This is a genomic window from Pseudomonas boreofloridensis, assembly GCF_030580795.1.
Classification (GTDB): domain Bacteria; phylum Pseudomonadota; class Gammaproteobacteria; order Pseudomonadales; family Pseudomonadaceae; genus Aquipseudomonas; species Aquipseudomonas boreofloridensis.
Genome location: NZ_JAUQOQ010000008.1, coordinates 70,752 through 88,271, shown reverse-complemented (window position 1 = coordinate 88,271; position 17,520 = coordinate 70,752). Strand labels below are relative to the sequence as shown.

Here is a 17,520-nt window from a genome sequence, read left to right as displayed (position 1 = left end):
GGTTATCCAGACTGTTTCCCTGACATCCTTATCGTCCCACCATCCTGGCGGGAAATCCTCTTGTGTCCCTGTTCTGTCCTTTGCGCTTCCTGCGCTGCGTCCATGTGAGAAAGATTAACCCTGGATCCAATCTTAGGAAAGAGGCGAAAAGTCACCACGCAGCGTAGGAAAAAGCTTACAAGGCCGAGGATTCCGAGACGTCAGAGACGTCTCACATTACCCGTCCCGTCCATCAGAATTGCGCCGCATCCAGCAGGTACAGCGGCTCGCTGCCCGCCTTCACTGCCGCCACCAGCGAATCGACCCTGGGCAGCAGGCGTGCGAAATAGAAGCGTGCGGTGCCGAGCTTGGCGCCGTAGAAGGCCTCGTCGCCCTCGCCGACCTGTGCGGCGTGGGCCATCAAGGCCCACATGTAGGCGTAGGCGACATAGCCGAAGGCATGCAGGTATTCGACCGAGGCTGCGCCGATTTCGTTCGGATTGTCCTTGGCCTGCTGCAGCACCCATTCGGTCAAGCCGTCGAGCTGATCCAGGGCCACGCCCAACGGACGTGTGAATTCTCCGAGATTAGCGTCGGCCGAATCGATGAACTGACGGACCTCGTCGGCGAACAGTCGGTAGTAGGCGCCACCACTGGCCACCACCTTGCGCCCCATCAGGTCCAGCGCCTGGATGCCGTTGGTACCCTCGTAGATCTGGGTGATGCGCACGTCGCGCACCAGTTGCTCCTGCCCCCACTCGCGGATGTAGCCGTGACCACCAAACACCTGCTGGCCATGCACCGTGCACTCCAGCCCCAGGTCGGTGAGGAAAGCCTTGGCCACAGGCGTGAGCAGCGCGACCAGTTCCTCGCTGCGCTTGCGGGTGGCCGGGTCTTCGCTGAACTTGGCGCTGTCCAGTTGCAGGGCCACGTAGGTGGAGAACGCGCGTCCCCCCTCGTTCAGCGCTTTCATGGTCAGCAGCATGCGCCGTACGTCCGGGTGGACGATGATCGGATCCGCCACCTTGTCCTTGGCCTGCGCGCCGGTCGGTGCGCGGCTCTGCAGACGGTCACGGGCATACTCCACAGCGTTCTGGTAGGAGCGCTCGGCCGACGCCAGGCCCTGGATACCCACGCCCAGGCGTTCGTAGTTCATCATGGTGAACATCGCCGCCAGCCCTTTGTTCGGCTCACCGACGAGGTAACCCAGCGCCTGGTCGAAGTTCATCACGCAGGTGGCCGAGGCCTGGATGCCCATCTTGTGCTCGATGGAGCCGCAGTTGGCCGGGTTGCGCGCGCCCAGGCTGCCGTCTTCGTTGACCAGGAACTTGGGCACCAGGAACAGCGAGATGCCCTTGGGGCCGGGCGGAGCGTCCGGCAGCTTGGCCAGCACCAGGTGAATGATGTTCTCGGTCAGGTCGTGCTCGCCGCCGGTGATGAAGATCTTGGTGCCGCTGACCTTGTAGCTGCCGTCGGCCTGAGGCTCGGCACGGGTGCGGATGATGCCCAGGTCGGTGCCGGCGTGAGGCTCGGTGAGGCACATGGAACCGGCCCAGACGCCTGCGTACATGTTCGGCAGGTAGCGCTGCTTGAGCGCCTCGCTGGCATGGGCGTTGATGGACAGGCAGGCCCCGGCGGTGAGCATCGGATACAGGCCGAACGACAGGCTCGCCGCGTTGACCATCTCCTCTACTTGGGCGGAGACGACCTTGGGCATGCCCATGCCGCCGAACAGCGGGTCGCCGCCGACGCCGACCCAGCCTCCTTCGGCATAGGTGCGATAGGCCTCGATGAAGCCTGCCGGGGTGCGTACTGCACCGTTGTCCCAGTGGCAGCCTTCTTCGTCGGCGGCGCGGCTGAGCGGAGCGATGCTGCGACTGGTGACCTTGCCCGCTTCTTCCAGCACAGCCATGGCGGTGTCGAGGTCGACGACCTCCGCCAGGCCCGGTAGCCGAGCCCACAGATCGGCCACATTGAAGACTTCATTGAGTACGAAGCGCATATCGCGCAGGGGCGCTTTATAGTCGGCCATGACAACCTCTCGCTAGTAGAGTCGGAGCGGCCCGCCGGGGCCGCACACTGGGTTGCAGGCAGTGTAACCGAACAACTTTTACGAGACATAGGGTCATCAAGCGACCGAATAGTCAGATATGGTCACGCCGTGCGTACAGCGCCACGCCGCACCGTCTGCCCGGTCTGCATCACGCAGTTGCGCCCCGCCGCCTTGGCGCTGTAGAGCGCCTGGTCGGCCGACTTGAGCACCTCATCGGGATTTCGATGCTCCGGCAGACGCTCGGCGACACCGATGCTGATGGTCACCGACACCGTATTACCCGCCGATCCGGCACGCCGCTGGCGACCGGCGGTGTCGTTCTGCGGTCGGCTGTTCTGATCGCGTAGCTGGATGGCGTAATTGGCGATCATTTCGCGTACCGCCTCCAGATGCGGCAGGCACTCTTCGAGGGTCTGCCCGGCGAACACCAACGCGAACTCTTCACCGCCATAACGATAGGCACGACCACCGCCGGTCACTTTCGACAGGCGGCTGGCGACCAGCCGCAGCACTTGGTCGCCGACATCGTGGCCGTGGGTGTCGTTGAATTTCTTGAAGTGATCCACGTCGGTCATGGCGATCACATAGCTGCGCCCCAGGCGCTGCATGCGCTCGTTCAGCGCTCGACGCCCCGGCAGGCCGGTCAGCTCATCGCGGAATGCCATCTGATAGGCCTCATGGGACACCGCGGCGGCGATCATCAGCATCACCTGGCTGCACATGATGTTCAGGGTGAAGGGCAGGATGAAGGTCTGCGGCAGCATCCAGAAAATGCCGATCAGGCCGACGATCTGCGCCGCATGCAACGGCCGTGGCTGGCGCAGGTACTGCACCACGAGCAGCACGAACACCCCGAAGAACAGCGGGTAGGCGAGTTGGATCAAGCTCATCCACTGGCCATGCAACGACGGCCAGCGAATTTCCGCCAGCCAGCCCAGCAACGCCTGCGGGTAGCTCTGCTCCAGGGCCAGGGCCACGCCGCCGACCGCGAACAGCACGGCAAAGCGCGCAAGCATGTCCTGGGCCAGGTGAGTGCGTTCTTGCCAGGCGCCGAACAGGCCATACAGCCCCGGCAGCAGCAGGCACACCAGATGGAACACCACCGCAGCGTCTTCGCGCACCTGGCCGTGGTCGCGGTAGTAGTCGGTCTGGGTGTCGAGCAGGAAATAGGCGATGTACACCGTGACCATCAGGAACAGCTCGCGCTGGCGACGGTAGACCGCACAGTACGCGCCGCCGAGCAGCAGCACCATGGTCGGCAGTACGTTGAACAGCGAGGTGAAGAACACGCTCAGGTCGCGCACGTACGCGGCTGCGAGCCCGAACAGCAGCAGCAGGATCGAAGGCAGGAAGTGGCTCGGGCGGACAGCGGATAGGCGAAACACGGGCAATCTCCGACCCGGAAGGTCAATAATAGCATTGTGCCTTAATTCATCGGCCGCGCGCATGAATAGATGAATACAGGTGGGCGATCTACCGACCTTGCGCGCGTCTGCCAGGCTCCTCCGACTCAGACGTGCAGGCATGAAAAAACCCGCATCGCTGCGTAACGCGGTTCACTTAAGATCTGGATGGCTGGAATTGGGGCTGCTGCGCAGCCCATCGCGGCACAAGGCCGCTCCCACAGGGGCCTGAGCTCCGCCCCATGTTTCAGGGTATACGCGGACGTTGTGGGAGCGGCCTTGCGCCGCGAAAGGGCCGCGAAGCGGCCCCAGCATTCTTTAAGTGAACAGCATTACGCATCGCTGCGGGCTTCTTCAGTGCGCTCGAACGATCAGTTGACCTTGGCGGCCAGCTCGCCTTTGGCGTAGCGCAGGTACATGGCGTCCAGGGAGATCGGTTTGATCTTCGAGGCGTTGCCTGCGGTACCGAAGGCCTCGTAGCGGGCGATGCAGATGTCACGCATGGCCACGACGGTCTGGGCGAAGTATTTGCGCGGGTCGAACTCGGACTTGTTCTGCTCCAGGAAGCGACGGATCGCACCGGTGGAGGCCAGGCGCAGGTCGGTATCGATGTTGACCTTGCGCACGCCGTGCTTGATGCCTTCGACGATTTCTTCGACCGGCACGCCGTAGGTTTCTTTGATGTCGCCGCCGAACTCGTTGATGATCGCCAGCCAGTCCTGCGGTACAGACGAAGAACCGTGCATCACCAGGTGAGTGTCGGGGATGCGCTGGTGAATGGCCTTGATGCGGTCGATCGCCAGGATGTCGCCGGTCGGCGGCTTGGTGAACTTGTAGGCGCCGTGGCTGGTGCCGATGGCGATGGCCAGGGCATCGACCTGGGTCTTCTTGACGAAATCAGCGGCTTCTTCCGGGTCGGTCAGCATCTGGCTGTGGTCCAGGATGCCTTCGGCGCCAACGCCGTCTTCTTCACCGGCCTGACCGGTTTCCAGGCTGCCCAGGCAACCCAGCTCGCCTTCGACCGACACGCCGCAGGCGTGGGCGAACGCGACGGTTTGCTGGGTCACGCGCACGTTGTAGTCGTAGTCCGACGGGGTCTTGCCGTCTTCCTTGAGCGAGCCGTCCATCATCACCGAGCTGAAGCCCAGCTGGATCGAGCGCTGGCAGACGTCAGGGCTGGTGCCGTGGTCCTGGTGCATGCACACCGGGATGTGCGGGAATTCTTCGATGGCCGCCAGGATCAGGTGACGCAGGAAGGGAGCGCCGGCGTATTTGCGCGCACCGGCGGAGGCCTGGACGATGACCGGAGAGTCGGTCTTGTCGGCCGCTTCCATGATGGCGCGCATCTGCTCGAGGTTGTTGACGTTGAAAGCTGGAACGCCGTAGCCGAACTCGGCGGCGTGGTCCAGCATCTGGCGCATGCTAATGAGTGCCATTGTGTATCTCTCTCCCGACAAGCGTCGTTGTTTCGTGCAAGCCTGCCGCAGGGGCGGTTGCTGTTCAAGTAGTTGTGGACCGCCGTGACGGTCCGGCCAATCACGGTGCCTTGCAGCCCCGCCCAATCAGATCGTTGGTCGCTTCCCAGTACACCAGGCCTTCGTCGCCCTTGGTGTGGAAGGCGAGCACGCCATCGCTGTACAACGCACCCGAAGCACCGGGCTCGGCCTTGAGCCGGTAGACCTGGTCGGCGCCGCCGAGGCGTACGTCCACCGCCTGCTGCGAGGCGTCGGCGTAGCGCCACAGCACCTCGGCCTGGCTGTCACAGACCCAGCGGGTCCAGGTGTCCGCCGGAGCGGAGGTCGGTTGCAGCAACGAGCAACCGGCCAGGGTTGCCAGGGCCAGTGCGGCCAGCAGCGCTTTCATTCAGCTTCCTCGCGTAGGGCCGGTGGTGACGCCACCGACCCACTGTTCAAGACCACAAAACCACCCATCGGTTGCCCACGACCCGATCAAGGGCAGCCGGGCGCCTTGCGCTGGTACTCGTCGTCGTACTTCTCCAGACCGTCCGGCCCCAGGCGCTTGTTGATCACCGGAACCGTCTCGGCCTGCCACTGCGACTGGTAGCAGCCGCCCTGGGGCGCGTGCGCCGGCTCGCTATCGGTCGCACGATCGCTGGAACAGGCGCCGAGCAGCGCGAACAGGACCAGCACAGGCAATTGCTTGACCATCAGGTCGCTCCCTTTGCCAGGCGCCATCGCCGATCAGCCCTTGGCCCGCTCTTCGAGCACGGCCACCGCAGGCAGTACCTTGCCCTCGACGAACTCGAGGAAAGCACCGCCACCGGTGGAAATGTAGGAGATATCGGCACCGACGCCATATTTGTCGATGGCTGCCAGGGTGTCGCCACCGCCGGCGATGGAGAACGCTGCGCTGTCGGCGATGGCCTTGGCCAGCACTTTGGTGCCGTTGCCGAACTGGTCGAATTCGAACACCCCGACCGGACCGTTCCACAAGATGGTCTTCGACGACTTCAGCAGCTCGGCGAACTGGGCAGCGGTTTGCGGGCCGATGTCGAGAATCATGTCGTCGTCCGCCACGTCGGCGATGGCCTTGACCGTGGCTTCGGCGCTCTCGGCGAATTCCTTGGCCACCACCACGTCCACCGGCAGCGGCACGCTGACCTTGGCGGCGATGGCCTTGGCGGTATCGACCAGGTCAGGTTCGTACAACGACTTGCCAACCGGGTGACCGGCGGCAGCGAGGAAGGTATTGGCGATGCCGCCACCGACGATCAGTTGGTCGCACACGCCGGACAGGCTGTTGAGCACATCGAGCTTGGTCGAAACCTTGGAACCGGCGACGATGGCCGCCATCGGCTTGGCCGGCGCCTTCAGCGCCTTGCCTAGGGCATCGAGCTCTGCAGCCAGCAACGGGCCGGCCGCCGCAACTTTGGCGAACTTGGCCACACCATGGGTAGAACCTTCTGCGCGGTGGGCGGTGCCGAACGCGTCCATCACGAATACATCGCACAGGGCCGCGTACTTCTGCGCCAGCTCGTCGGCGTTCTTTTTCTCGCCCTTGTTGAAGCGCACGTTCTCGAACAGCACCACCTCACCGGCCTTGATCTCGACGCCGTCGAGGTAGTCAGCCACCAGCGGCACGTCGCGGCCCAGGGCCTTGCTCAGGTATTCGGCCACCGGCTTCAGGCTGTTTTCCTGGGAGAACTCGCCTTCGCTCGGGCGCCCGAGGTGCGAGCAGACCATCAGCGCCGCGCCCTCCTCCAGGGCCAGCTTGATGGTCGGCAACGCAGCCTGGATACGCGCATCGCTGGTGACCACACCGTCCTTCACAGGCACGTTGAGGTCTTCGCGGATCAGTACGCGTTTACCTTGCAGGTCGAGGTCGGTCATCTTCAACACGGTCATGAATGCAGTCCTTCAGGGCTGTTTGCGGCGGTTTGGTGGACGACGTGCAGGTAGTGACCCGCGACGTCGAGCATACGGTTGGCGAATCCCCATTCGTTGTCGAACCAGGCCAGCAGGTTGACGAGCCGAGGGCCGCTGACGCGCGTCTGGCTGGCATCGACGATGGCCGAATGCGGATCATGGTTGAAATCACAGCTGGCGTGGGGCAGCTCGGTGTAGGCCAGCAGGCCTTTGAGCGGACCGTCCAGTGCGGCCTCGCGCAGCACCCGGTTGACCTCGGCGGCGCTGGTGTCGCGAGCGGTCAGCAGGGTGATGTCCAGGCACGACACGTTGACGGTCGGCACGCGTACCGCTTTGGCCTGGATTCGCCCGGCAAGTTCCGGCAGCAGGCGCTCGATGCCGCGTGCCAGCCCGGTGGACACCGGGATCACCGACTGGAACGCCGAGCGGGTGCGGCGCAGGTCTTCGTGGTGGTAGGCATCGATCACCGGCTGGTCGTTCATCGCCGAGTGGATGGTGGTGATCTGCACGTAGTCGATGCCGAAGGCCTGATCCAGCACCCGCAGCAGCGGCACGCCGCAGTTGGTGGTGCAGGAGGCGTTGGAGACCAGGCGTTCGTGCCCGGTCAGGCAGTGCTGATTGATGCCGTAGACCACGGTGGCATCGACATCCGCCTCGCTGGCCATGGGCTGGGAGAACAGCACGCGCGGCGCCCCGGCCTGGAGAAAACGCTGGCCGTCGACTCGGCTGTGGTAGGCGCCGGAGCATTCGAGCACCAGGTCCACGTCCAGTGCCGCCCAGTCGATGCCTTCGGGAGTGGCACTGCGCATGACTTTCACGCAGTCGCCGTTGATGTGCAGACAATCGCCATCGACCTTCACCTCGCCGGGGAAGCGGCCATGGGTGGAGTCGAAGCGGGTCAGGTATTCCAGGCTGGCCTGATCGGCCAGGTCGTTCAGCGCGACAATCTCGAAGCCAGCCTTCGCCCCTCGCTCGAACAGCGCGCGCAGGACACAACGGCCGATGCGGCCGTAACCGTTGAGTGCAACTTTGTAGGGACGATCGTGGGTCATTCGCGACTCGCTAATGCAGGATGGCCATCGGGGCCGCGGTGCGGCCCAGCGCGGCACAAGGCCGCTTCCACAGGGCACGGTGCAAGCAGTGCCTTGTCGAAGCGGCCTTGTGTCGCGAGACGAGGGCATCGCCCTCGCCTCGCCCGGCATGAATCAGTCTTCCAGCAGCTCTTCGGCGGTGCCCAGGATGTTCTCCAGGGTGAAGCCGAACTCCTCGAACAGCGCGGAGGCCGGGGCCGACTCGCCGTAGGTGGTCATGCCGATGACGCGGCCTTCGAGGCCGACGTACTTGTACCAGAAGTCGGCATGGGCCGCTTCGATGGCGATGCGCGCACCGACTTCCAGCGGCAGTACCGATTGCTTGTAGGCGGCGTCCTGGGCGTCGAACACGCTGGTGCTCGGCATCGATACCACGCGGACCTTGCGGCCCTGCTCGCTGAGCGCGTCGAAGGCCTGAACGGCCAGACCCACTTCCGAGCCGGTGGCGATGAGGATCAGTTCCGGCTCGCCGGCGCAGTCCTTGAGCACGTAGCCGCCACGCGCGATGTCAGCGATCTGCTGGGCGCTGCGCGGCTGATGCTGCAGGTTCTGCCGGGAGAAGATCAGCGCGGACGGACCGTCTTTGCGCTCCAGCGCGGCTTTCCAGGCCACGGCCGACTCGACCGCATCGCCCGGACGCCAGGTGTCCAGGTTCGGCGTGCTGCGCAGGCTGGTCAGTTGCTCGACCGGCTGGTGAGTCGGGCCGTCTTCGCCCAGGCCGATGGAGTCGTGGGTGTACACATGCACCACACGCTGCTTCATCAGCGCCGACATGCGCACCGCATTGCGGGCGTACTCCATGAACATCAGGAAGGTGGCGCCGTAGGGCACCAGGCCGCCGTGCAGGGCCAGGCCGTTCATGATGGCGGTCATGCCGAACTCGCGCACGCCGTAGAACACGTAGTTGCCGCTGGCATCGACGGCATCGACGCCCTTGCAGCCCTTCCACAGGGTAAGGTTGGAGCCGGCCAGGTCGGCCGAACCACCGAGCAGTTCAGGCAGCAGCGGACCGAAGGCGTTCAGGGTGTTCTGGCTGGCCTTGCGGCTGGCGATGGTCTCACCCTTGGCGGCCACTTCCTCGATGTACTGCTGAGCCTTCTGGCTGAAGTCGGCAGGCAACTCACCGGCGCTGCGGCGCTTGAACTCGGCGGCCAGTTCCGGGAAGGCCTTGGCGTAGGCCTCGAAGCGCTGGTTCCACTCGGCTTCGGCCTTGGCACCGGCGTCCTTGGCGTTCCACTCGGCGTAGATGTCGGCCGGAATCTCGAACGGACCGTAGTTCCAGTTCAGTTCCTTGCGCGCCAGGGCGATTTCGTCGTTGCCCAGCGGGGCGCCGTGGCAGTCTTCCTTGCCCTGCTTGTTCGGCGAACCGAAGCCGATGATGGTCTTGCAGCAGATCAGCGTCGGACGGTCGCTCTTGCGCGCCGTCTCGATGGCGGTCTTGATCTCTTCGGCATCGTGGCCGTTGACGTTGCGAATCACCTGCCAGTTGTAGGCTTCGAAACGCGCCGGGGTGTTGTCGGTGAACCAGCCGTGCACTTCGCCGTCGATGGAAATGCCGTTGTCGTCGTAGAAGGCGATCAGCTTGTTCAGGCCCAGGGTGCCGGCCAGGGAGGCGACTTCGTGGGAAATGCCTTCCATCATGCAGCCATCGCCCATGAACACATAGGTGTGGTGGTCGACGATGTCGTGGCCTTCACGGTTGAACTGCGCCGCCATGATCTTCTCTGCCAGGGCGAAGCCCACGGCGTTGGCGATGCCCTGGCCGAGCGGACCGGTGGTGGTCTCCACGCCTGGGGTATAGCCATATTCCGGGTGACCTGGAGTACGGCTGTGCAGTTGGCGGAAGCCCTTGAGGTCGTCGATGGACAGGTCGTAGCCGCTCAGGTGCAGCAGCGAATAGATCAGCATCGAGCCATGGCCGTTGGACAGCACGAAGCGGTCGCGGTCGGCGAAGCTGGGGTTGCTCGGGTTGTGCTTGAGGTAGTCGCGCCAAAGCACTTCGGCGATATCCGCCATGCCCATGGGGGCACCGGGGTGGCCGCTGTTGGCCTTTTGCACGGCATCCATGCTGAGGGCACGAATGGCGTTGGCACGATCACGACGGCTGGGCATCGCAGGTCTCCTGAGGCTTGAAGAAGTGGTGAAACGGGAAAAAGACGACCATTTTCCCCCACTGTGCGGCCAGGGGCAAACATTTCGAGCTTCAAGCAGCAAGCTTGAAGCTGCAAGACGCCGGTTCCCCCCTTACGGACCGCTTCGGACGTGCCGCTTGAAGCTCGAGGCTTGCCGCTGGCGGCGAACGGCCGCCCAATATCAAAACTTTTTGATATTGGCCTTGCGGGGGCACGGTTGGCTGTCTAGACTCCCGCTCCATGAATCTTCAAGCGCCCATCACCTCTCACCGCAGCGACGAGCTGACCGCCCTGTGCAAGGCCGGCGGCGATCCGCTGCGCCTGAACGTGCTGCGCGCGCTGGCCAGCGACTCGTTCGGCGTGCTGGAGCTGGCGCAGATCTTCGACATCGGCCAGTCGGGCATGAGCCATCACCTCAAGGTGCTGGCCCAGGCCGACCTGGTGGCCACCCGCCGTGAGGGCAATGCCATCTTCTATCGCCGCGCCCTGCCGGACAGCCAGCGCCTGGGCGGGCGCCTGCATTCGGCGCTGCTCGAAGAAGTCGATGGCCTGGCGTTGGCCCAGGAGGTGCAGGCCCGCATCGCCCAGGTGCAGCAGCGTCGCGCGGCCACCAGCCAGGACTTTTTCCTGCGCGTCGAAGAGAAATTCCGTGCCCAGCAGGACCTGATCGCCGGCTTGCCGCAATACCGGGAAAGCCTGCTGGCCCTGCTCGACAAGCTGCACTTCGGCGCCCACACCAGCGCCCTGGAGGTCGGCCCCGGCGACGGCGGTTTCCTGCCCGACCTGGCCCGGCGCTTCGCCCACGTCACGGCACTGGACAACAGCCCGACCATGCTCGAGCTGGCCCGCCAGGTGTGCGAGCGCGAGGCCCTGGACAACGTCACCCTGCACCTGGCCGACGCCCTCGGCGCCGCGGACGTGCAGGCCGACTGCGTGGTGCTGAACATGGTGCTGCACCATTTCCCCGACCCGGCCCAGGCGCTGCGCCAGTTGGCCGCACGGGTGAAGGCCGGCGGTAGCCTGCTGGTCACCGACCTGTGCAGTCACGATCAGGCGTGGGCCCGCGAAGCCTGCGGCGACCTGTGGCTGGGCTTCGAGCAGGACGATCTGGCCCGTTGGGCCACCTTGGCCGGGCTCACCCCCGGCGACAGCCTCTACGTGGGCTTGCGTAACGGTTTCCAGATCCAGGTCCGGCATTTCCAGCGGGCCGCTGGCAACACACACATCGGTACATTTTAGGAACCCTTCGAGATGAGCGAATACTCCCTTTTCACCTCCGAGTCCGTGTCCGAAGGGCATCCGGACAAGATCGCCGACCAGATTTCCGATGCCGTCCTGGACGCAATCATCGCCCAGGACAAGTACGCCCGCGTGGCCTGTGAAACCCTGGTCAAGACCGGCGTGGCGATCATCGCCGGCGAAGTCACCACCTCGGCCTGGGTCGACCTGGAAGAGCTGGTGCGCAAGGTCATCATCGACATCGGCTACAACAGCTCCGACGTCGGCTTCGACGGCGCCACCTGCGCCGTGATGAACATCATCGGCAAGCAGTCGGTGGACATCGCCCAGGGCGTCGATCGTTCCAAGCCGGAAGACCAGGGCGCTGGCGACCAAGGCCTGATGTTCGGCTACGCCAGCAACGAAACCGACGTGCTGATGCCGGCGCCCATCTGCTTCTCGCACCGTCTGGTCGAGCGCCAGGCCGAAGCGCGCAAGTCCAAGCTGCTGCCGTGGTTGCGCCCGGACGCCAAATCGCAGGTCACCTGCCGCTACGAAAACGGCAAGGTAGTGGGCATCGACGCGGTGGTGCTGTCGACCCAGCACAACCCCGAGGTGTCGCAGAAAGACCTGCAGGAAGCGGTGATGGAGCTGATCGTCAAGCACACCCTGCCGGCCGAACTGCTGCACAAAGGCACCCAGTTCCACATCAACCCGACCGGCAACTTCATCATCGGTGGCCCGGTGGGCGACTGCGGCCTGACCGGCCGCAAGATCATCGTCGACTCCTACGGCGGCATGGCCCGCCACGGCGGCGGCGCATTCTCCGGCAAGGACCCGTCCAAGGTCGACCGCTCCGCCGCCTACGCCGGCCGCTACGTGGCCAAGAACATCGTCGCCGCGGGCCTGGCCGAGCGTTGCGAGATCCAGGTGTCCTACGCCATCGGCGTGGCCCAGCCGACCTCCATTTCGATCAACACCTTCGGCACCGGCAAGGTCTCCGACGAAAAGATCGTGCAACTGGTGCGCGAGTGCTTCGACCTGCGTCCGTACGCCATCACCAAGATGCTCGACCTGCTCCACCCGATGTACCAGGAAACCGCCGCCTACGGTCACTTCGGCCGTGAGCCGCAGCAAAAGACCGTCGGCGACGACACCTTCACCACCTTCACCTGGGAACGCACCGACCGCGCTGCCGCCCTGCGCGACGCCGCCGGCCTGTAAGGCCATCTGGCGTCGAACCCGCAAGCCCCTGCCGAGCGATTGGCAGGGGCTTTTTCATACCTGACCGCACAAAACCGTAGGGACTTTCTCCCTCTTGAGGTCAATCGGGTCACCACGGTTTCCAAATGGGCAAAATCCGGGCAGGATTTCGTCTTTGTAGTCCCGCCCTGTAAAGAGGCCCTCGTTCATGAAATCAGTTTCCACGCTCGCCCTGCTGGCAGTCGTCGGCCTGGCCGCCGGCCCGCTGCAGGCGGCTCAACCCGATGCCGGCCTGACCGGCTGCGCCGCCAAACGCAGCGCCATCGAGCAGCAACTCAGCGAAGCCCGCGCGCACAACAACAGCGACCAGGCCGCCGGCCTGGAGAAAGCGCTGAGCGAAGTCACTGCCAACTGCACCGACAGCAGCCTGCGCAAGGAGCGTGAGCAGAAGGTGCTCGACGCTCGCCACGAGGTCAGCCAGCGCACCAAGGACCTGGACAAGGCCATGAAGAAGGGCGACCCGGAGAAGATCAACAAGCGCAAGGAAAAGCTCGCCGAATCGAAGAAGGAATTGCAGGAAGCGGTGGACGAACTCGAGCGCTGATGACCGAGCGGCGCGCCGGGCTCGCCGCGCGCGCTGCCGGTCAGTGGTTGCGGAACTCCGTATGACAGGCCTTGCACGCTGCCTCGACGCGGTCCATCGGCGCTTTCAGTGCCTCGGCGTTCAGCGGCTGGCCGGTGCTGGCGGCGACCAGCTCGCCGGTCACGCCCTCAAGCTGGCGGGCCAGCGCCTCGAAGCGTGCCTGACGCTGCCACACCTCGGGCCGGGCACTGCTGTCGCCGTCGTCGCGCACCGCCGGAAAGTGCTGCCAGGGCGCATGGGCCAAGGTATCGAGACGCGCGGCGCCGGCCTCGAACTTCGCCGCATCGAACGGCAGGCGTGCGCGCAGCATGCCGCCCAGGTCTTCGCTGGTCTTGAGCATGTCCTTGAAGATCGCCTTGCGCTGGCCCAGCGGCGAGTTCGGGTCGACACGCTCGCAGGCGCACAGGGCCAGGGTGGCGAGCAGTACTACGGTCAATCGCTTGTACATCACGGTCTCTACGGCCAACGGAATCGGGCATGCAGTATCGCCGCCCATCGGACAAAGACCAATAGCCACACAAAAGACAAGGGCGAATATTCATCTTCGCCCCACACAGGACCGCACTTATGAAAACTGTTCTGCGTCCACTCGCCTGGGCGCTTCCGGCCCTGGCCCTGTTGGCCGGCTGCAACGGCGGCGACAGTGAAAAAGCCAAACCCGAGCCCCACGCCATCGCCACCTACAGCAGCGTCGAGTTCAAGGACCTGCCGGCCGTCAGCGACGCCGACCTGCTGGCCGGTTTCCAGGCCTGGCGCAATGGCTGCCAGAAACTCACCCGCGATCCCGTATGGGCCGCCACCTGCGGCGCGGCGGCCTCAGTCCCGGCAGACCCAGCCCAAGTGCGCGGCTTCCTCCAGCAGAACCTGCAGGTCTATGGCCTGCGCTCGGCGCAGAACGATGCCAACGGCCTGATCACCGGTTACTACGAGCCGGTCTATCCAGGCAGCCTCACGCGCTCGGCCACGGCCAACGTGCCGGTCTACGGCCCGCCGGACGACATGATCGTCGTCGACCTGGCCAGCGTGTATCCGGAACTCAAGGGCAAGCGCCTGCGTGGCCGGGTCGAGGGACGCGTGCTCAAGCCCTACGACACCGCCGAAGTGATCTATCGCGAAGGCGCCAAGGCGCCGGTACTGGCCTGGCTGACCGACCCGATGGACCTGCAGTTCCTACAGATCCAGGGCTCGGGCCGGGTACAACTGGAAGATGGCCGGCAACTGCGCCTGGGCTACGCCGACCAGAATGGCCATCCCTATCGGCCCATCGGACGCTGGCTGGTGGAACAGGGGCAATTGAAGAAAGAAGACGTGACCATGGGCAGCATCCACGCCTGGGCCCAGGCCAATCCGCAACGCGTGCCGGAACTGCTGGCGAGCAACCCCAGTTATGTGTTCTTCGCCACCGGCCCCGACAGCAATGAAGGCCCACGCGGTTCGCTGAACGTCCCGCTGACGGCCGGTTACAGCGTGGCCATCGACCGCAAGGTGATTCCCCTGGGCAGCCTGCTGTGGCTCTCCACGACCCGCCCGGACGGCGCGCCCGTGGTACGCCCGGTGGGCGCCCAGGACACCGGTGGCGCGATTACCGGTGAAGTCCGCGCCGACCTGTTCTGGGGCACCGGCCCTGAAGCGGGGGAACTGGCGGGCAACATGAAGCAGCAGGGGCAGATCTGGATGCTCTGGCCCAAGGGCGCAGCATTGCCGGATGTGCCGAAGGTGCCCTGACGGAGGCGATCACCTCAGGGCCGCTTGGCGGCCCTGACGCGCTCGAGCCGAAAGCCCGGAATAGGCTCAGACCGACACCCCGAAGAACGACACGATCAACGCCAGCCCGGCGAACCACACCAGCGAGCGCAACGCCGCCCAATCGGCCAGGTAGCAGATGATGTAGAGCAACCGGCTGGTGATGTACATCACGGCCAGCACGTCCTGGGTCACCTGCTCGGCGTTGCCGACGACATCGGCCACCAGCACTGCCGCTGCAAAGGCGGGGAAGGCTTCGTAGCCGTTCTGCTGGGCGGCATGCGCCCTGCGCGGCAGCCCGGAGAGGGTATCGAGGAAGGCTCGCGGGTCGCGGTTGTCGCGCATGCCGAAGCGGCCGCTGGCCACCTTGGCGATCAACGCGCACAGCGGCGGCAGGAACAGCGCGATAAGGATGCACCACAGGGCTACGGTCATGTTCAGGCTCCTCGGTTCGGGACAGTTGCAGCGCGATCGCCCGCCTGGGCGCCGGACACCGCTTGCCAACTGGGATCACGCCGTCCGGGAAAGGTTCTGCGGCCAGGCATTGCCCATCCCTGCGAGGCGGACGAAGCGTTCCATCCAGGAACGAAGCTGAGAATTCTGGTCATAAGGTGTGTCCCGATACGCGCATCAGGTCATCAAAGAACTGCACGGACCCTTCGGGTACGATTTGGAAGCCACTGTCACAGGATTCAGGATGCTTGAATTAGTCGCCGCGTTCATCTGCCTCACCACCCTCCTCACTTACGTCAACTACCGGTTCATCGGCCTGCCGCCCGCCATCGGCGTGATGGTCACGGCTTTGCTGTTCTCGCTGATTCTGCAAGGCCTGAGCCTGATCGGCTTTCCGGGTCTGGAGGAGCGCGTCGAGAGCCTGATGAACCAGATCGACTTCAACGACCTGCTGATGCACTGGATGCTGTCGTTCCTGCTGTTCGCCGGCGCCCTGCACGTGAATCTGGGCGACCTGCGCAGCTACCGCTGGCCGATCGGCCTGCTGGCGACCATCGGCGTGCTGATCGCCACCTTCGTGATCGGCTACCTTGCGCACTGGGTGTTCGCGATGTTCGGCTGGGACGTCCCGCTGATCTATTGCCTGCTGTTCGGCGCGCTGATCTCGCCGACCGACCCCATCGCCGTGCTCGGCGCACTGCGCACGGCCAACGCATCCAAACCCCTGAAGACCACCATCGTCGGCGAATCGCTGTTCAACGACGGCACGGCGGTGGTGGTGTTCACCGTGCTGCTGGGCATCATCCAGCTGGGCGAAACCCCGAGCGTGGCCGACACCGCCTTGCTGTTCGCCCGCGAAGCCATTGGCGGCGTGGTGTTCGGTGGCCTCATCGGCTACGCCACCTACCGCATGATCAAGGGCATCGAGCAGTACCAGGTGGAGGTCATGCTGACCCTGGCGCTGGTGATCGGCGGCTCGGCCATGTGCTACGAGTTGCACGTGTCGGCACCGATCGCGATGGTGGTGGCCGGTCTGATCATCGGCAACCTGGGGCGCAACCTGGCGATGAACGACATGACCCGCCGCTACATGGACGGTTTCTGGGAACTGATCGACGACATGCTCAACGCCCTGCTGTTCGCCCTGATCGGCCTGGAGCTGTTGCTGCTGCCGTTCAACTGGATGCACCTGGCCGCCGGTGGCGTGCTGGCGGTGGCGGTGCTGGCTTCGCGCCTGCTGACCGTGGCGCCGGCCATCCTGCTGCTGCGCCGCTGGCGCGAGGTGCCGCGCGGCACCGTGCGCGTGCTCACCTGGGGCGGTCTGCGCGGCGGTGTCTCGGTGGCCCTGGCGCTTTCGCTGCCGATGGGCGACGAACGCGACCTGCTGCTGTCGATCACCTACATCGTGGTGCTGTCGTCGATCCTGGTGCAGGGCTTGACCGTCGGCAAAGTGGTCCGCCGGGTCAGCGCCCAGCCCTGACCACGGCTCAGCGCGCTTCGCCGGCCACCCCGCGAAGCGCGCACTGCGCGTTATTGCTCGTCCGCGTCCGGGAACTGGTCGCCGATGTACTTGATGCGGGTCTGCCCATGGGGCGCCGGCAGGCCATCTTCGCCCAGGTTGACGAAGACCATGCGGTCCACGGTGAGGATGCTCTTGCGGGTGATCTTGTTGCGCACTTCGCACTTGAGGGTGATGGAGGTGCGGCCGAACTCGGTGGCGGTGATGCCCAGCTCGATGATCTCGCCCTGGCGCGAGGCGCTGACGAAGTTGATCTCGGAGATGTACTTGGTCACCACGCGCTGGTTACCCAGTTGCACGATGGCGTAGATCGCGGCTTCCTCGTCGATCCAGCGCAGCAGGCTGCCACCGAACAGGGTGCCGTTGGGGTTGAGGTCTTCGGGCTTCACCCACTTGCGCGTGTGGAAATTCATGGCGACTCCTCGGATGCCTGACTGACGGACGACCATGATGGCAGAGCGGCCCACCGGCCTCCACCGGGCATCGACTATCGTCTCGATTAATCGACGGAAAGTCTTGGGTGTGTCACATCGGCGCGGCTATAATCTGCCCGTTTCCAAATGGCCACCCGCTGCGGTGGTCATCCCGCCACCCGTCCGAGGGGCGCTGCAGCAGGTCTTCCTGTCAGGCTCGGACGGGGCGTTGTCCGCTCCAGCGGACGCTCAACGCACAACGGCGCCCATTCGCACACTACGAA

Annotated in this window: 16 protein-coding genes and 1 riboswitch; of the genes, 5 read left to right on the top strand and 11 right to left on the bottom strand. The window is 64.8% G+C overall.

Going from position 1 to position 17,520, the window contains the following annotated elements; genetic code table 11:
• Positions 1–232 precede the first annotated feature (232 nt).
• The 8 genes from Q6A47_RS12075 to tkt all read right to left on the bottom strand — a co-directional run bounded on the left by Q6A47_RS12075 (position 233) and on the right by tkt (position 10,024).
• Positions 233–2,011 carry an acyl-CoA dehydrogenase C-terminal domain-containing protein gene (locus tag Q6A47_RS12075; RefSeq protein WP_116887426.1) on the bottom strand — a complete coding sequence of 593 codons (1,779 nt, stop codon included), beginning with the start codon at positions 2,009–2,011 and terminating at the stop codon, positions 233–235.
• 122 nt (positions 2,012–2,133) lie between these two features.
• A complete protein-coding gene (locus Q6A47_RS12070; RefSeq protein ID WP_039582776.1) occupies positions 2,134–3,417 on the bottom strand; it encodes a GGDEF domain-containing protein in 1,284 nt (427 codons plus the stop codon).
• A 389-nt stretch (positions 3,418–3,806) separates the two neighbouring features.
• The gene (gene fba, locus Q6A47_RS12065) at positions 3,807–4,871 is read right to left on the bottom strand and encodes a class II fructose-bisphosphate aldolase (protein ID WP_029614535.1); all 1,065 of its coding nucleotides are present in this window, start codon (positions 4,869–4,871) and stop codon (positions 3,807–3,809) included.
• Between the two features lie 100 nt (positions 4,872–4,971).
• Positions 4,972–5,298, bottom strand: a complete 327-nt coding sequence (locus Q6A47_RS12060; protein ID WP_029614536.1) for an MliC family protein — start codon at positions 5,296–5,298, stop codon at positions 4,972–4,974.
• An 86-nt stretch (positions 5,299–5,384) separates the two neighbouring features.
• Positions 5,385–5,603, bottom strand: coding sequence for a hypothetical protein (locus Q6A47_RS12055; protein ID WP_039583343.1), 219 nt, complete (start codon positions 5,601–5,603; stop codon positions 5,385–5,387).
• Positions 5,604–5,636: 33 nt separating this feature from the next.
• Positions 5,637–6,800, bottom strand: a complete 1,164-nt coding sequence (locus Q6A47_RS12050) for a phosphoglycerate kinase (RefSeq protein ID WP_304484420.1) — start codon at positions 6,798–6,800, stop codon at positions 5,637–5,639.
• The gene (gene epd / locus Q6A47_RS12045; RefSeq protein ID WP_039582772.1) at positions 6,797–7,873 is read right to left on the bottom strand and encodes an erythrose-4-phosphate dehydrogenase; all 1,077 of its coding nucleotides are present in this window, start codon (positions 7,871–7,873) and stop codon (positions 6,797–6,799) included. Before epd ends, Q6A47_RS12050 begins: the two co-directional genes overlap by 4 nt.
• A 153-nt stretch (positions 7,874–8,026) precedes the next feature.
• On the bottom strand, positions 8,027–10,024 hold the full coding sequence (gene tkt / locus Q6A47_RS12040) for a transketolase (RefSeq protein ID WP_029614540.1): 1,998 nt from the start codon (positions 10,022–10,024) through the stop codon (positions 8,027–8,029).
• Positions 10,025–10,284: 260 nt separating this feature from the next.
• Between tkt and Q6A47_RS12035 the strand changes: the two genes are divergently transcribed.
• From Q6A47_RS12035 to Q6A47_RS12025, 3 genes are all read left to right on the top strand, one after another.
• Positions 10,285–11,283, top strand: coding sequence for an ArsR/SmtB family transcription factor (locus tag Q6A47_RS12035; RefSeq protein ID WP_116887424.1), 999 nt, complete (start codon positions 10,285–10,287; stop codon positions 11,281–11,283).
• A 12-nt stretch (positions 11,284–11,295) separates the two neighbouring features.
• Complete coding sequence (metK, locus tag Q6A47_RS12030; protein WP_029614541.1) at positions 11,296–12,486, top strand: methionine adenosyltransferase; 1,191 nt, start codon at positions 11,296–11,298, stop codon at positions 12,484–12,486.
• Between the two features lie 187 nt (positions 12,487–12,673).
• Positions 12,674–13,069 carry a DUF1090 domain-containing protein gene (locus tag Q6A47_RS12025; RefSeq protein ID WP_029614542.1) on the top strand — a complete coding sequence of 132 codons (396 nt, stop codon included), beginning with the start codon at positions 12,674–12,676 and terminating at the stop codon, positions 13,067–13,069.
• A 40-nt stretch (positions 13,070–13,109) separates the two neighbouring features.
• Here Q6A47_RS12025 and Q6A47_RS12020 read toward each other — a convergent pair whose 3' ends face one another.
• The gene (locus Q6A47_RS12020; RefSeq protein WP_116887423.1) at positions 13,110–13,556 is read right to left on the bottom strand and encodes a c-type cytochrome; all 447 of its coding nucleotides are present in this window, start codon (positions 13,554–13,556) and stop codon (positions 13,110–13,112) included.
• 119 nt (positions 13,557–13,675) lie between these two features.
• On the opposite strand from Q6A47_RS12020, the gene mltA reads away from it, so the two are divergent.
• On the top strand, positions 13,676–14,833 hold the full coding sequence (mltA, locus tag Q6A47_RS12015; protein WP_304484419.1) for a murein transglycosylase A: 1,158 nt from the start codon (positions 13,676–13,678) through the stop codon (positions 14,831–14,833).
• A gap of 66 nt (positions 14,834–14,899) precedes the next feature.
• Here mltA and Q6A47_RS12010 read toward each other — a convergent pair whose 3' ends face one another.
• Complete coding sequence (locus Q6A47_RS12010; protein WP_116887422.1) at positions 14,900–15,286, bottom strand: MAPEG family protein; 387 nt, start codon at positions 15,284–15,286, stop codon at positions 14,900–14,902.
• 262 nt (positions 15,287–15,548) lie between these two features.
• Here Q6A47_RS12010 and Q6A47_RS12005 point away from each other — a divergent pair, with 262 nt between their 5' ends.
• Positions 15,549–16,784 carry a cation:proton antiporter gene (locus Q6A47_RS12005; protein ID WP_029614544.1) on the top strand — a complete coding sequence of 412 codons (1,236 nt, stop codon included), beginning with the start codon at positions 15,549–15,551 and terminating at the stop codon, positions 16,782–16,784.
• A gap of 50 nt (positions 16,785–16,834) precedes the next feature.
• On the opposite strand, the gene Q6A47_RS12000 is transcribed toward Q6A47_RS12005, so the two are convergent.
• Positions 16,835–17,236, bottom strand: a complete 402-nt coding sequence (locus Q6A47_RS12000) for an acyl-CoA thioesterase (protein WP_029614545.1) — start codon at positions 17,234–17,236, stop codon at positions 16,835–16,837.
• 179 nt (positions 17,237–17,415) lie between these two features.
• A riboswitch (S-adenosyl-L-homocysteine riboswitch) is annotated at positions 17,416–17,511 on the top strand.
• The last annotated feature ends 9 nt before the right edge of the window (positions 17,512–17,520 follow it).

Bases quoted from the DNA above. Each gene is read 5' to 3' on its own strand.
- epd (WP_039582772.1), bottom strand. From the start codon at position 7,873: ATGACCCACGATCGTCCCTACAAAGTTGCACTCAACGGTTACGGCCGC.
- fba (WP_029614535.1), bottom strand. From the start codon at position 4,871: ATGGCACTCATTAGCATGCGCCAGATGCTGGACCACGCCGCCGAGTTC.
- Q6A47_RS12055 (WP_039583343.1), bottom strand. From the start codon at position 5,603: ATGGTCAAGCAATTGCCTGTGCTGGTCCTGTTCGCGCTGCTCGGCGCC.
- Q6A47_RS12005 (WP_029614544.1), top strand. From the start codon at position 15,549: ATGCTTGAATTAGTCGCCGCGTTCATCTGCCTCACCACCCTCCTCACT.
- Q6A47_RS12010 (WP_116887422.1), bottom strand. From the start codon at position 15,286: ATGACCGTAGCCCTGTGGTGCATCCTTATCGCGCTGTTCCTGCCGCCG.
- mltA (WP_304484419.1), top strand. From the start codon at position 13,676: ATGAAAACTGTTCTGCGTCCACTCGCCTGGGCGCTTCCGGCCCTGGCC.
- Q6A47_RS12075 (WP_116887426.1), bottom strand. From the start codon at position 2,011: ATGGCCGACTATAAAGCGCCCCTGCGCGATATGCGCTTCGTACTCAAT.
- Q6A47_RS12035 (WP_116887424.1), top strand. From the start codon at position 10,285: ATGAATCTTCAAGCGCCCATCACCTCTCACCGCAGCGACGAGCTGACC.
- Q6A47_RS12000 (WP_029614545.1), bottom strand. From the start codon at position 17,236: ATGAATTTCCACACGCGCAAGTGGGTGAAGCCCGAAGACCTCAACCCC.
- tkt (WP_029614540.1), bottom strand. From the start codon at position 10,024: ATGCCCAGCCGTCGTGATCGTGCCAACGCCATTCGTGCCCTCAGCATG.
- metK (WP_029614541.1), top strand. From the start codon at position 11,296: ATGAGCGAATACTCCCTTTTCACCTCCGAGTCCGTGTCCGAAGGGCAT.
- Q6A47_RS12020 (WP_116887423.1), bottom strand. From the start codon at position 13,556: ATGTACAAGCGATTGACCGTAGTACTGCTCGCCACCCTGGCCCTGTGC.
- Q6A47_RS12050 (WP_304484420.1), bottom strand. From the start codon at position 6,800: ATGACCGTGTTGAAGATGACCGACCTCGACCTGCAAGGTAAACGCGTA.
- Q6A47_RS12060 (WP_029614536.1), bottom strand. From the start codon at position 5,298: ATGAAAGCGCTGCTGGCCGCACTGGCCCTGGCAACCCTGGCCGGTTGC.
- Q6A47_RS12025 (WP_029614542.1), top strand. From the start codon at position 12,674: ATGAAATCAGTTTCCACGCTCGCCCTGCTGGCAGTCGTCGGCCTGGCC.